The sequence below is a fragment of the Campylobacter sp. 107 genome (assembly GCF_002383835.1).
In the GTDB taxonomy this organism is placed as follows: Bacteria; Campylobacterota; Campylobacteria; order Campylobacterales; family Campylobacteraceae; genus Campylobacter_D; species Campylobacter_D jejuni.
The window spans coordinates 123,088-137,473 of record NZ_NXBA01000020.1 but is presented as its reverse complement, the minus strand read 5'-3'; the positions used below and the strand labels follow the sequence as shown (position 1 = coordinate 137,473).

The window sequence follows — 14,386 nt, the reverse complement described above, 5'->3', positions numbered from 1 at the left end:
AACTTTAAAAACTTATAAGCTATCCATATAGCTTATATCGTAAGTATTTTTTAAGCGTTTGTGTATCGTTTCGTGCCAATTTTGAGATATGAGAGAGTTTAATTTTTCTAATTTATCTAATAAAATCGGATTTTGTCTAAGAGCTTGATGTGGGGAGTAAAAAAGTTGATTGAGTTCAAATACACTAAGTGAAGTAGAATTTTTTTCTAAAATTTTAATATTTTCATACTTTCGTATTTGTCCAACTTGTAAAACTTTATAATACCATCCACTCAAGCCCGTTTTAAAAATTTCATGTGTAAAATTTGAATTATTGTGAATTTTAGAAATTTTTACACAAGGTTTTCTAGGTTCGCTTACTTGCAGTATTGCATTTGAAATTTGATGTATATCACCTATGCAAACATTTTGTTCACAAAGCCCGTCGATGCTCAAATTTTCACCCATTGAGCCAAAATTTAGCTTTTTATTAAGAAATCTTTCCCATATAGGATAGTTTTGACAAGAGTTGGCAAAAATAGCCTTATGGTAGCCTCCATGATGAATTTTATCAGCTATTTGATCATCTAAAATACCTAGAAAATCAATTTGTGTTTCTTCTAGGTAAGTATCTTTAATAAATGCGCTTTGGAAATTTTTATAGTTTTTAATTTTCCCTATTTGCAAACTTTGAATTTTCATGGTTCTAGTTTTTTTAATAAATCATCAGCACTGATAAAACCCGTGATTTTTAATTTTTCTTTTCCATTTTCAAAGAAAATTAAAACAGGTGGGCCAAAAACATTAAATTCTTTCATGGTTTTAATTTGTTCATTATTATTTTCGCTTACATCAACTTTGATAAGTTTGTAATTTTGCATTTTTTGTATGATTCTTTCATCGCTAAAGGTTAATTCATCTAAAAGTTTGCAATTTTCACACCAAGATGCAGTAAAATCAAGCATTATGGGCTTTGTATTTGTTTGTATTTCTTGCTTTAATTGTTCAAAATTGTTGATATAATCATAGCTTAAAGCAGGTTTTGAGGCAGATATAGTATTGAAATTTAAAGGATTTAAGAAATTTTTAGCCCCAAAAAGTCCTCCTAGGAAAATACTTAGAGAATAAGCTAAAATAAGAATTAAAATACTTTTTTTAATTTTAGAAATTATTGTAAAACTTTTTTCAAAAATTCCCATAAAAACACTAAAAAATACACCTAAAATTCCATAGGCAATTAAAATGTAATTTTCTTCAATAATTCTAGAAAGTATCCAAATAGCCATAGCCAACATAACAAAACCAAAGAAAATTTTTACTTTTTCCATCCAAAAACCAGGTTTAATAAAACCTAATCCTAAGCCTATGAAAAGCAAAGGTATACCCATGCCAAAACTCATGATAAAAAGTGCACTACCACCTAATAAAGCATTGCCTGTATTGGCTATATAAATTAAAGCACCTGCTAAAGGAGCTGCTACGCAAGGACCTACTATTAAAGCAGATAAAAATCCCATGATGGCTATACCTACAACTCCCTTCCCTTTTTCGCTTTTTTTATGTATAAAGGTTTGAAATCTTAATGGCAATTCAAAACGAAAAGCTCCAAACATAGCAAAAGCAAAAGCTATGAAAATTAGAGCAAAAAGAATTAAAATAATAGGTTTTTGTAAAATTCCTTGAATACTTGCTCCTAGAAAACTTGCTATAACTCCAGCAATAGCATAGGCTAAAGACATGAAAAAAACATAGATAAAAGAGAGAAAAAAACTATATTTTTTTGAAAATTTAGCATTACTTTTTGCTATGATGAGAGAAGATAAAATCGGAATCATAGGTAAAATACAAGGTGTTAAGGAGAGTAAAAGTCCATAGCCAAAAAAACTTAGCAAAATCCAAAAAAAGTTATCTGTTGCTAAAAAATTTGCTATAGAACTTTCTTCAGATTCAATTTTAATTTTTTTATCTGTTTTTTGAGCTTTGTAAGGTTTTGAAATTTCAAAAGCATCTTTTTTAGAAATGAGATCAAAGTACCAAGTTTGAGGATTATAACACAAGCCTTGTTCAGAACAGCCTTGAAATTCGAGTTTGATTAAATTTGTGGTATTTTTTGCAAAGCGCTCTAGTAATAAATTTGGTAAAGCTAAATTTAATTTTTGATAATAAACAATTTCATTACCTCTTGTAGAACTTTGAGGTAGATTAATCAAAGAACTTATATCTTTTTCATTTATATATAATTTAAGTTTATTAGAATAAAGATAAATATCTTTTCCAAGTTCAATATCAATTGAGATAGAGTTATTATAAGAGTTCGATTTTACATTAAAAGCTTCGTTTAAAGACAATATAGAAGCAAAACATAAACAAAAACTTAATAAAATAATACCAAAAATACGCATAAATTTCCTAAAAACTTATTTTTTCTTTTGTTTTTAGCTTCAATTATAATTTATTATGGTAAATTTGCTTTAAATACTTTATAAAGGTTTGAAAATGCAAGAAAATAATTCTCCAAAAGCACAAGCGACTGTTAAAAAGAATGAAATTTATGTTTCTGTTAAAAGAAAGAAAAGTACAATAGAAGCATGAAAAAGATTTAAAGAATTTGCAAATTGAGCTTTTGAAATTTCAAAATCATGTTAAAGCCAAAGGTTTAAAGGTTCTTATACTTATAGAAGGGCGTGATGCAGCTGGAAAAGGTGGAGCGATTAAACGTTTGATTGAGCATTTAAACCCGCGTGGTTGCCGCATTGTGGTTCTTGAAAAATCTAGTGATGTGGAAAAAACACAGTGGTATTTTCAGTGTTATATAGCACATTTTCCCTCAGCCGGTGAGATTGTGATTTTTGACAGATCTTGGTATAATCGCGCAGGAGTAGAACCGGTTATGGGTTTTTGTACACCGCAACAATATAAAGATTTTTTAAGAGAAGTGCCTTTGTTTGAAAATATGATTTCAAATAGTGATATTATTTTTTTTAAATTTTATTTTTCAGTATCAAAAGATGAGCAAAAAAATGTTTTGAAAAACGCCGAAGTGATCCACTTAAACAATATAAATTATCTCCTGTGGATCAAAAATCACAAGAATTATGGGATAAATATACTTTAGCTAAATACTCTATGTTTTTAGCATCTAATACTCCAACTTGTCCTTGGACTATTATTTCTTCTGATGATAAGAAAAAAGCAAGATTAAATTTATTGCGTTTTATACTTTCTAAGGTAGAATATCCAAATAAAAAAACTGGAGATTTTTCCAAAATTGATGCAAAATTAGTGTGTAGTGGAGAAGAAGAAATACGAAAAATGGAGGCGAATTTGGAAAAACTTGACAGTAAAAAAGCAGATGAGAAAATAAAAGATTTAGATTAAGGAAAAGAATGCAAAAGCTGGTTGAAAATTTAGCACTAAGGTACTATGATAAAGTAGTTGATTTAAGACATCAAATTCATATGCATCCTGAGCTTGAATTTGAAGAAGAAAATACAGCCCATTTAGTGTGTAAAATTTTAGATGAGTTTGGCATTAAATATCAAAAAAATATTGCAAAAACAGGAATTTTAGCTATTATAGAAGGAAAAAAGAAGAGTCAGAAAAAACCAAAATGTGTTCTTTTAAGAGCGGATATGGATGCTTTGCCTGTGCAAGAAAAAACTAATCTAAGCTATGCTTCAAAAATTGATGGTAAGATGCATGCATGTGGACATGATGGACATACAGCAGGGCTTTTGGGAGCTGCTTTGATATTAAATGAGCTTAAAGATGAATTTTGTGGCACGATTAAATTTATGTTTCAGCCCGCAGAAGAGGGAAGCGGTGGAGCTAAACCTATGATAGAATCAGGTGTATTGGAAAATCCTTATGTTGATGCAGTTTTTGGTTGTCATTTATGGGGGCCTTTGCTTGAAAATACTGCTCAAATTGTAAGTGGTGAAATGATGGCTGGAACGGATATTTTTGATTTGGAATTTATTGGCAGAGGAGGGCATGGAGCTCATCCGCACACTTGTATAGATCCTATAATTATGACAACGCAATTTGTAAATAATATACAAAGTGTTATTTCTAGACGTTTAGCCCCTTATGAAGCAGGGGTGATTACCGTAGGTCAAATTTGTGCAGGAACTACTTATAATGTTATTCCTACAAATGCTTATTTAAAAGGAACTGTGCGCTTTTTAAATGATAAAACGCAAGATATTTTAAAAAGTTCTCTAGAAGAAGTGGCTGCTGCTACAGCAAAATCTAATGGTGGAGATTATAAGCTTAAATATACTAAAGAATTTCCTCCATTGATTAATGATGAAAAAGCTGCTTTAATAGCAAAAAAAGCTTTTGCAAAGGTCTTAGGAGAAGAAAATATCATTGTTTCTTCTAAACCTGACATGGGGGCTGAAGATTTTGCTTTTTTAACACGAGAAAGAATGGGAGCTTATGTATTTGTTGGAATTTCAAAGGATTTAAATCATCCAGCTTTGCACCATAGTTCTACTTTTTGTTGGGATGATGAAAATTTAAAAGTTTTAATGCAGGGTGATGTGATGATGGCTTTAGAATTTTTAAATTTATAAAATAGAATTAAAAATTCACAAAAAATTCACAAAAAATGAGTAAAATTTAATCTTGATTTTTCTTTAGGATTTGTTATTATGAAAAAGAAGATTGTTTTAATCATTTTAATTGCAATACTTGGAAGTGTTGGGGCTTATTTTATTTTTTTTAATAATGATGAAAAAATCAGCTATTTAACTCAAAAAATACAAAAAAAAGATATATCTCAAACCATAGAGGCAGTAGGAAAGGTATATGCCAAAGATCAAGTCGATGTGGGTGCTCAAGTTAGCGGACAAATTATAAAACTTTATGTGGATGTGGGAACTCATGTAAAGCAAGGTGATTTGATCGCTCAAATTGACAAAGATAAACAACAAAACGATTTAGATATTACAAAAGCTCAGCTTGAAAGCGCTAAGGCTAATTTAGAGAGTAAAAAAGTTGCTCTTGAGATTGCGAGTAAGCAGTATCAAAGAGAGCAAAAACTTTATGCAGCTAAAGCAAGTTCTCTTGAAAATTTAGAAACTCAAAAAAATAATTATTATACTTTAAAAGCTAATGTTGCAGAGCTTAATGCTCAAGTAGTTCAGCTTGAAATCACTCTTAAAAATGCACAAAAAGATTTAGGTTATACAACCATTACTGCCCCTATGGATGGTGTTGTGATTAATGTAGCTGTAGATGAAGGACAAACGGTTAATGCTAATCAAAACACTCCTACTATAGTCCGTATAGCTAATTTAGATGAAATGGAAGTAAGAATGGAAATAGCAGAGGCTGATGTGAGTAAGATAAAAGTAGGAACAGAGCTTGATTTTTCTTTGCTTAATGATCCTCAAAAAACTTATCATGCTAAGATTGCAAGTATAGATCCAGCTGATACTGAAGTGAGTGATTCTAGTACAAGCTCAAGCTCATCAAGTTCGAGTTCTTCAAGCTCAAGCTCATCAAATGCTATTTATTATTACGCAAAATTTTATGTAGCCAATAAAGATGATTTTTTGCGTATTGGTATGAGTATACAAAATGAAATTGTCGTAGCGAGTGCAAAGGCTGTTTTAGCAGTGCCAACTTATGCAATTAAAAGCGATCCAAAAGGTTATTATGTTGAAATTTTAGAAAATCAAAAAGCTGTTAAAAAATATGTCAAACTTGGCATTAAAGATTCTATCAATACTCAAATCTTAGAAGGCGTAAATGAAAATGAAGAATTGATAGTAAGCTCAAGTGCTGATGGCTTAGCCACTAAAATGAAGTTGAGATTTTAATGATTTTTCTTAAAAATATTTGCAAGAATATAGGCGAAAATGCCATTTTAAAAAATGTAAGTTTAAGTATAGAAAAAGGTGAATTTGTTGCTATTATAGGACAAAGTGGAAGTGGTAAAACTTCACTTTTAAATATCATAGGAACATTAGATACGCCAAGTAGCGGAACTTATGTTTTTGATGAGTATGAAGTCACTAAACTTAATAACGATGAAAAAGCAAGATTAAGGCGTGAAAAAATAGGCTTTATATTTCAAAGATATAATCTTTTAAGCTTGCTTAGTGCTAAAGAAAATGTTTCTTTACCTGCAGTTTATGCGGGAAAAAATTTACAAGAAAGAAGTCAAAATGCTAAAAAACTCTTAAATGATTTAGAATTAGCTCACAAGTTAGATTCTAAGCCAAACGAATTAAGCGGAGGGCAGCAACAACGCGTTTCTATAGCAAGAGCTTTAATCAATGGCGGAGAGCTTATTTTGGCTGATGAGCCAACGGGAGCTTTGGATAGTAAAAGCGGTATTATGGTGCTTGAAATTTTACAAAAACTTAACGAGCAAGGTCATACTATAGTCTTAGTAACTCACGATCCAAAAATTGCAGCACAAGCTAAAAGGGTTATAGAGATTAAAGATGGAGAAATTTTAAGCGATACTAAAAAGGAAAAAGCTCAAGAAAAACTTATTTTAAAAACAATGCCCAAAGAGAAAAAAACACTTACTTTGCTTAAAAATCAAGCCTTTGAATGTTTTAAGATAGCTTATTCTTCCATACTTGCACACAAACTTCGTTCTATTTTAACTATGCTTGGAATCATCATAGGTATTGCTTCTGTAGTTTGTGTTGTAGCTTTAGGATTAGGCTCTCAAGCTAAAGTGCTTGAGTCTATTGCAAGACTTGGGACAAATACTATTGAAATTCGCCCTGGAAAAGGATTTGGGGATTTGCGTTCGGGTAAAACAAGACTTAATTTTAGTGATTTAGAAACATTAAGATCTTTAGAATATTTAGAAGCAGTTGATGCTCATTCAAATACTTCAGGAGTGGCAACTTATACCAATATTTCTTTAAGCGCAAGAGCTGAAGGAGTAGGGGTAAATAATTTTGCTATAGAAGGTTTAAGGATAGATGCGGGAAGAATTTTAAATAATGATGATGTAAAAAATAGTACTAATGTTGCTGTATTGGATTTTAATGCTAAAAAAAATCTTTTTCCTGATGAAAAAAGTGAAAATATTTTAGGTCGTGTGGTGCTTTTTAATTCTCAACCTTTTAAGATTATAGGAGTTTTGCAAAAAGATACAGACAAGCCTATAGAAGATAATGTAGTACGTCTTTATATACCCTATACAACACTGATGAATAAGCTTACAGGAGATAGAAATTTGCGTGAAATCATAGTTAAGGTTAAAGATGATGTGAGTTCAACTTTGGCTGAAAATGCTATTATAAGAATTTTAGAAATTAAACGCGGACAAAAGGATTTTTTTACTTTTAATTCTGACACTTTTAAGCAAGCTATTACAGCAAATAAACGCACTACAACCATACTTACCGCTTGTGTGGCTGTGATTGCTTTGATTGTTGGGGGTATAGGAGTGATGAATATCATGCTTGTTTCTGTAAGTGAAAGAACAAGAGAAATAGGCATACGCATGGCTATAGGGGCTAGAAGAGAAGATATTATGATGCAGTTTTTAATCGAAGCGGTTATGATTTGTACTATAGGGGCGATTTTAGGTGTAATTTTATCGATTTTTGTTATTTTTGCTTTTAATACTTTAAGTACGGATTTTCCTATGATTTTAAATGCCTATTCTGTGCTTTTGGGACTTTTAAGTTCTATGTTTATCGGTGTGGTTTTTGGTTTTTTCCCTGCAAGAAATGCAGCAAATTTAAATCCTATTAGTGCATTATCAAAGGAATAAAATGAAAATAATACTTAGCATTTTTTTAGCATTTTTCTTGAGCGCTTGTGGTGCAAAACTTAGCTTGCCTAAAGAAGTTGATTTAACTCAAGAACAAATGAAAGATTTAAATCTTACTTATGATTGGTATAGATCTTATGATAATGCAAAATTAAATGAATTTCTAAATTTTGTTTTATTGAATAATAGTGATATTAATATTGCTAGAAAAACTTTGCTTTCGGCTTTGGCTAGAGCTGATTTGATTGATTATGATTTATATCCGACTTTAAGTGGAAATTTGGGTTTTGGTGGAGATAAAGATTTAAATTCAGGCAAACAAAGTAAAAATTTCAATAATTCTTTAAATTTAAGCTATGAGCTTGATATTTATGGCAAATTAAGAGATAGTGCAAGTGCGAGTGAATTTAGCGCAAAAGCAAGTGCTTATGATCTTGAAAATTTAAAAATAAGTATGATCAATACAGCTTTAAATGATGTGTTTGAGCTGGCTTATTTTAACGATGTAGATAAATTGCTTCGAGCTTATCTTTCAAATTTAGAACAAATGAAAGAGCTTTATAATTATAAATACAAGCTTGGAAAAATAGAAGAATTAGATCTTTTAAACATAGAACAAAGCTTATTAAGAGCTAAACAAAATTTATTAAGCAATGATCAAAATCGTAATTTACTCATAAAAAATTTACAAGATTTATTGGCAAAGCAAGAAGGTTTTGCTTATATAGAGTATTTTAAAACTTTATCTTTAAATGATTTTAAAACCTTAAGTCCTGATTTTAATATACCTTTAAAAGCTTTAGCGTACCGTGCAGATGTGAGATCTAAACTCAATAGCTTAAAATCAGCCTTTAAGGATTATTCTTCCATGCAAAAATCTATTTTGCCTAGTATTTCTTTAGGTGGAGCATTAAGTGGGAGTGATAAAAAAATTGATGATAGTTTTAAATTTGAAATTTTAAGTGGTAATGTTAAGATTTCTTTACCTTTCTTAGATTATGGTAGGGTAAAGCAAAATATCAAAATTTCACAATTTGCTTATGAGCAACTTTTAATTGCTTATGAGCAAACTTTGCAAAGCGCGATGAATGAATTTGCATTGAATTATAAAGATTATCAAAGCGATACCTTGCTCTTGCAAAATTTGCAAAATATTAACATTAAACAAGAGCTTATCACTAAGGCGTATTATGAAAAATATATTTTAGGAAAAAGCGAATTAAAAGATTATTTGGATGCAAGTAATACTTTAAATTCTACCCAGCAAGAATTTTTAAGAGCTAGATTTAATCTTTTAAAAACCATTAATTCTTACTATCAAATCACAGCTTTAAGTTTTAATGATAAAAACTTAGAATTTCCTAAGTATTAAATTTAATAATCGATGATATTTTTTAAATCCTCGAGTAACTTTTTAGCCATTAGCTCATAGCCTTTTATAGTAAGATGTACATCATTGAGCGAAAGCTTTTGTTCTATCCATTTGTTTTTTCCCCCACTATCTTGCATAAACTGATGCATATCAAAGATAAGAGTTTTTTCTTCTTTAGCAACTTCATATAATGCTTTGCGTATGGTAAAAAAATCAGGAGCAAGCTTGTAGTTTTTACCTTGTTTTTGAACTACGGTTGGTGGAGAGATTAATATGATAACAGCGTTTTTATTGTAAGTTTTTAAAATACTAATCCATTTTTTTAAATTGTTTTTAAATTTTTGTTTTTCAAACCCTTTAAAGAGTGCATCATTAGAACCATAGGCAAGAATAATTAAATCATTGTGTAAAAGTTCTAGTTCTTTTTTTACAACTTCTTGATTCCAAGAGAGCCATAAATCACTTTTGGCACCATTGATTGCAATGGTATCTAAGAAAACATTATTATTTTTATTTGTGATGAAATATCCTCCTAGTTCAGCATCCTTTTGTAAGGCTGAAATTTGCAAAGGAAGATCAAGTTCTAGTTCTTTATAAGACCATTTGTTAATTTGTGTAGTTCTTAACTCATAGCTTTGATTTTTTGCATCTTTGATGCTAAAAGCATTGGTATTTTGCTTGGCTTTAAATAAAAATCCTATTTTGAAATTTTTTTTATCTAGGGTTGTATCAAGGTTGATTTTTGCGCCTTTAGTTTTTGCTTTGGCTATTATCCCACCTAGTGGAAAATTATGTCCAGCATTAGCAGGATTTCTTGAGTTTAAAATTTCAAAGTTTTTATAAGAATAAACAAGATTAAGATTTTGTTGATATTTAGGTTGTAAAGGATAGGCAAAACCTATAGAGTTAGAACGGATTAAATATCCTCTTATGACACGCGGAAAGAAATCAGCCGCCATATGAGAATCCCCATAAATTCTAATTCCTATATTTTGATTTTTTTCTAATTTTTTTTCTAGATTTTTAAGATCTTTTTTTGATACATAACTTGTTAAAGCAGAGTGATTTTTGTTTTGATTGAGTATGGAATCTATTGTGTCATTTGTATTTAAATTTTGTGCATAAGAGCTAGTAAAAATAATAAAAAACAATAAGATAATTTTAAATTTATTTACTAGCATTTTCTTCCTTAAGTTTTATGTGTTCTAATAAAAGTTTAGACATTTCTCTTGCGCCACTTGGAGTAAAATGAACCCCATCATCTGTTCTTACTTTTATACTTCTATTGTTTTCATCTTTTATATAAGCTGAGTATTGATCATTGACGCTAAAAAATAGCTTAGTGTTGATAAAAATTTCTTTATTTTTAAGAATTTCATCGCTGTAAATTTTGTTAAGTATTTGTATTTTTTTGTTTAGTTCCTCTCTTTTTACAGGAGGGATTTCAAACCAAAAAACTTTGGCTTTATGTTTTTTAGCGATCTTAATGATTTCATCTACACGACTTGTGTAAATATCTATCCAAGAAGGGGAGCCAAAACGATGATAACTTCCTCCTTTTTTAATATCCCAAGGATCATTAGCACCAAGAAGAACAACAAGATATTTAATATTTGAGTTTTTAACAAAAGCTTCATTGGTTGCTTTTGACCAATCAAAATAGGATTTATAAGAAAGGCCTGTATTTTGTTTGCTAAGATCGGTTACCTTAAGATTTAAATTTCTTAAATCTCTATTTAAGGCTATTGCAACACCTTGCATTAAAGAATCTCCGATAAATAAAAACTCATCTCCATTTTGTAGTTCTAATTTGGTATTGTCGATAAAACTAATATTTGCATCTTGGATTAAGGTTGGATTTGTTTCTTTATGAGAAGTGTTTTCATCATTTTCTAAAGTGTTTAGAACTTTATCTATTTTACTTAAGTTTTCATCTATTGATTTATTTTCTTGATTTGTAGTTTCTTCATTAGTTTGAGGCAAGGGTTCGTTGCTTAAAATTGCACGAATTTGTTCTAATTTAATTTTGAAGCCATTGGCTTCTTTTAAAAGATCATTATGAGGATAGAATGCAAAGTGATATTTTTGTTCTATATAAGAGCTAATACTCTGATTCATAACTACAACAACCAAGCCAAGCACTATAATCAAAATAAAGAAAAATCTAACCACACTCATCTAAAAACTCGAATAAATAAAATCAGGAATTCCATCTGGCATAAAAGCAAAAACCAAAAGTAAAATAAAAGCTATGATAAAAGGTTTTAGTAAAAATGGAGTAAGATTTAAAATCTTAATGCAATATTCTTTAAAATTAATAAATAAAGGATAGATCATAAAAAGAACCCCAAAAGCAACCAACATATAAATATCATTATAGGATGGAATTTGGAAGAAATTATAATAACAAGCTTTAAAATATTCTATTGCATCTTCTAGATTTTTGCTATAATAAAAGAAAATCCAAGTAAAACATACAAATTGAAAGGTTAAAAATCTTCCTAAAGCTGGAATTTTTTGTAAACTAAATTTGCTTAAAGTTAGCAAATGTATAAAAACTATGCCAATACCATGCAATAAACCCCAAACAATAAAAGCAAGTGTATTGCCATGCCACATACCTGAAAGTATAAAAGCGATGAGTATATTAGCTACAGTGCGTGGTATTCCTTTTCTATTGCCCCCTAAAGGTATATAGATATAATCTCTTATAAAGGTTGAAAGACTGATATGCCATCTAGCCCAAAAATCTTTTAGGTTTTTTGCAAGATAAGGCATGTTAAAGTTAGGCGGAAGGGTAAAACCTAACATTAAAGCAAAAGCACAAACTAAATCAACATATCCGCTAAAATCGCAGTATATTTGAATTGCATAGGCGTAAATTGCGCTTAAAAGTTGTATGAAATTATAAGATTGTGGAAAGTCTAAAATACTTTTAGCATAAATTCCAAGGTAATTGGCTATTAAAACTTTTTTAACTATACCAAAAACAAGCAAGATGATGATTAAATTTGCATGTTTAAATTCGCGTTTTTGATAGGCCTGTTCAAAGAAAAAAGAACTTCGCATAATAGGCCCTGAAAGTAGTGTTGGAAAAAATGATAAGAAGGTTGCTAAATTTAAAAAACTTTCTAAACGGCGTTTTTGATAAACTTCCACAAGATAAGTGATAGAAGTAAAGGTATAAAAACTAATTCCTATTGGTAATACTAAATCAATATTTAAAAATTCTAAACCGAAAAAATTTAATATCTCATCAACACTTCCTTTGATGCTAGGAAAGTATTTAAAAAAACATAAATTTAAAATAATAAAAGCTATACAAGTAGCGAAAATATAACGCTTGCGACGCACAAAAATTAGCAAGGCGAAATAGTGTATAAAAAAGGTATATATAAATAAAACTAAGGCGAAATAAGGATTGATTAAAATATAAATAATATAAGAGAAAATTAAAATTAAAATATTTTGTATTTTATAATCATTTTTAAAAGTCCAATAAATAGCAAAAAAAGCTATCATTAAAATACTAAATTCTAGAGAAAAATAAGTCATACCTTCAATCCAAAGCGAGATTTGCCCATAATAGGGCAAAGATTATTTTTTTCTACTTAATGCAATATTTTTGATGTATTGATCAGCTAAATAAAGTCCATTTCCATGTTCTCCGATTAATTTAATCTTATCAACTATACCGCGGAAAAGTGCTTCTTCTTCGTGTTGTTCGCTTACATACCATTGTAAGAAATTAAAAGTAGAATAGTCTTTATGTGTTAGCATGTGTTCAACTAAAGTATTGATTGACTTTGTGATAAATTGCTCATGTTCATAGGTTTTTTCAAAAACATCAAGTAAAGATTTGAAATTTTGTTCAGGCTGTTTTACTTCTTGAAGCTCTACATGAGAATCTGTTTCATTAAGATAAGTGATAAGCTTTTTAGCATGATCGCTTTCTTCGCTTGCATGTGCAAACAAGAAGGCTCCAGCTCCATCAAGACTGTTTTCATAACACCAAGAACTCATACTAAGATATAAGTTTGCTGCATACATTTCTTTGTTTATTTGTTCATTGAGTAATTTTATAACTTCTTTAGAAAGCATTCTTATCTCCTTATTAAAATTTAATAATGTTTTGTAATGATATATTATTTTTTTAAAAACAAGCTAAATTTTTTGATAGTTACAAATTATATTTAAGAAAAATACAAAATAAAAAATGTTTCCAAAATGTTTCCAAGTTTTTTTAAACTTCCATTACTTTTTTTAAAGTTAAGGAGAAAAAATGAAAAAAATTCTATCTTTAAGTGTGGCGAGTCTTGCACTTTGTGGTGCTTTAAGTGCAGCAGATTTAAAAATCGCAGGTTCATCGACTGTGTATCCTTTTACTTCTTTTGTAGCTGAAGAATATGCTTCGATCAAAAATACAAAAACTCCTATAGTAGAGAGCTTGGGAACAGGGGGTGGATTTAAGGTATTTTGCGAAGGAACTACTGATATTTCCAATGCTTCAAGACCTATGAAATTAAGTGAATTTGAAACTTGCAAAAAAGCAGGGGTAACTGATATAGTAGGGATGATGATAGGTTATGATGGTATAGTTTTAGCTCAAAATAAAACCAATGCTCCATTAAATATCACAAAAAAAGAACTTTTCTTAGCATTAGCAAAAGAAATTCCACAAAATGGAAAACTTATACCAAATCCTTATACAAATTGGAATCAAATCAATAAAAATTTACCAAATCGTAAAATTAGTGTTTATGGTCCACCATCAAGTTCAGGAACAAGAGATACTATAGAAGAGCTTGTAATGAGTGATGTGTCTAAAAAAATTCCTGAGTATAAAGGCGAGTATAAAACCATACGCCAAGATGGTGCTTATATCCCAAGTGGTGAAAATGATAATCTAATCGTTTCAAAACTTACTATTGATAAGGATGCTTTTGGAATTTTTGGTTATAGCTTTTTAGTGAGCAATTCAGACAAAATCAATGCTGCTAATATCGATGGTGTTACGCCAAGCGAAGAAAGCATCGCAGATGAAAAATACGAACTTGCAAGAAGTTTGTTTATTTATATCAATGCTAAGAAAAATCCAAAAGAAGCCTTTGATTTTGCAAAAATTTATATGAGTGATGATTTGGCAAAAAGTGGTGGAGAGCTTGAAAAAATAGGACTTGTTCCTTTGAGTGATGATAAATTAAAAGCTTCTCAAAAACACGTAGAAGATAGAAAAATTTTAAATGATGAGCTTGTAAAAGCTGGAAAAGTTTTTTAAGGAA

General features: G+C 29.7%; 11 protein-coding genes and 1 pseudogene. 6 read left to right on the top strand and 6 right to left on the bottom strand.

Annotated features, from left to right (window positions below; genetic code table 11):
- Positions 1-12: 12 nt before the first annotated feature.
- Positions 13-681: an MOSC domain-containing protein gene (locus tag BGS40_RS03080; RefSeq protein WP_002856871.1), complete on the bottom strand. Its 669-nt coding sequence runs from the start codon at positions 679-681 to the stop codon at positions 13-15.
- Positions 678-2,381 carry a protein-disulfide reductase DsbD gene (gene dsbD / locus BGS40_RS03075; protein ID WP_058000791.1) on the bottom strand — a complete coding sequence of 568 codons (1,704 nt, stop codon included), beginning with the start codon at positions 2,379-2,381 and terminating at the stop codon, positions 678-680. The genes BGS40_RS03080 and dsbD overlap by 4 nt, the downstream gene beginning before the upstream one ends.
- Positions 2,382-2,475: 94 nt before the next feature.
- Here dsbD and ppk2 point away from each other — a divergent pair.
- The 5 genes and pseudogenes from ppk2 to BGS40_RS03050 all read left to right on the top strand — a co-directional run bounded on the left by ppk2 (position 2,476) and on the right by BGS40_RS03050 (position 9,104).
- Positions 2,476-3,357: pseudogene (gene ppk2, locus BGS40_RS03070) on the top strand (polyphosphate kinase 2).
- 8 nt (positions 3,358-3,365) lie between these two features.
- Entirely contained in the window at positions 3,366-4,556 is a 1,191-nt protein-coding gene (locus tag BGS40_RS03065; protein WP_096738355.1) for a M20 metallopeptidase family protein, read from the top strand.
- A 78-nt stretch (positions 4,557-4,634) separates the two neighbouring features.
- Complete coding sequence (locus BGS40_RS03060; RefSeq protein WP_002921179.1) at positions 4,635-5,807, top strand: efflux RND transporter periplasmic adaptor subunit; 1,173 nt, start codon at positions 4,635-4,637, stop codon at positions 5,805-5,807.
- Positions 5,807-7,732: an ABC transporter permease gene (locus BGS40_RS03055; RefSeq protein WP_002852201.1), complete on the top strand. Its 1,926-nt coding sequence runs from the start codon at positions 5,807-5,809 to the stop codon at positions 7,730-7,732. Before BGS40_RS03060 ends, BGS40_RS03055 begins: the two co-directional genes overlap by 1 nt.
- A 1-nt stretch (position 7,733) precedes the next feature.
- Positions 7,734-9,104 (top strand): TolC family protein, encoded by a 1,371-nt coding sequence (locus BGS40_RS03050; protein ID WP_087691785.1) that lies wholly within the window; start codon positions 7,734-7,736, stop codon positions 9,102-9,104.
- Positions 9,105-9,106: 2 nt separating this feature from the next.
- On the opposite strand, the gene BGS40_RS03045 is transcribed toward BGS40_RS03050, so the two are convergent.
- From BGS40_RS03045 to ctf, 4 genes are read right to left on the bottom strand one after another with little or no spacing between them, the layout of a single operon-like run.
- Positions 9,107-10,285, bottom strand: a complete 1,179-nt coding sequence (locus tag BGS40_RS03045) for an SGNH/GDSL hydrolase family protein (RefSeq protein WP_087704391.1) — start codon at positions 10,283-10,285, stop codon at positions 9,107-9,109.
- On the bottom strand, positions 10,272-11,282 hold the full coding sequence (locus BGS40_RS03040) for an SGNH/GDSL hydrolase family protein (protein WP_002908275.1): 1,011 nt from the start codon (positions 11,280-11,282) through the stop codon (positions 10,272-10,274). Before BGS40_RS03040 ends, BGS40_RS03045 begins: the two co-directional genes overlap by 14 nt.
- The gene (locus tag BGS40_RS03035; RefSeq protein WP_004308322.1) at positions 11,283-12,659 is read right to left on the bottom strand and encodes an MBOAT family O-acyltransferase; all 1,377 of its coding nucleotides are present in this window, start codon (positions 12,657-12,659) and stop codon (positions 11,283-11,285) included.
- A gap of 42 nt (positions 12,660-12,701) precedes the next feature.
- The gene (gene ctf, locus BGS40_RS03030) at positions 12,702-13,205 is read right to left on the bottom strand and encodes a non-heme ferritin (RefSeq protein ID WP_002825034.1); all 504 of its coding nucleotides are present in this window, start codon (positions 13,203-13,205) and stop codon (positions 12,702-12,704) included.
- A 181-nt stretch (positions 13,206-13,386) separates the two neighbouring features.
- Here ctf and BGS40_RS03025 point away from each other — a divergent pair, with 181 nt between their 5' ends.
- A complete protein-coding gene (locus tag BGS40_RS03025; protein ID WP_004308324.1) occupies positions 13,387-14,382 on the top strand; it encodes a substrate-binding domain-containing protein in 996 nt (331 codons plus the stop codon).
- The last annotated feature ends 4 nt before the right edge of the window (positions 14,383-14,386 follow it).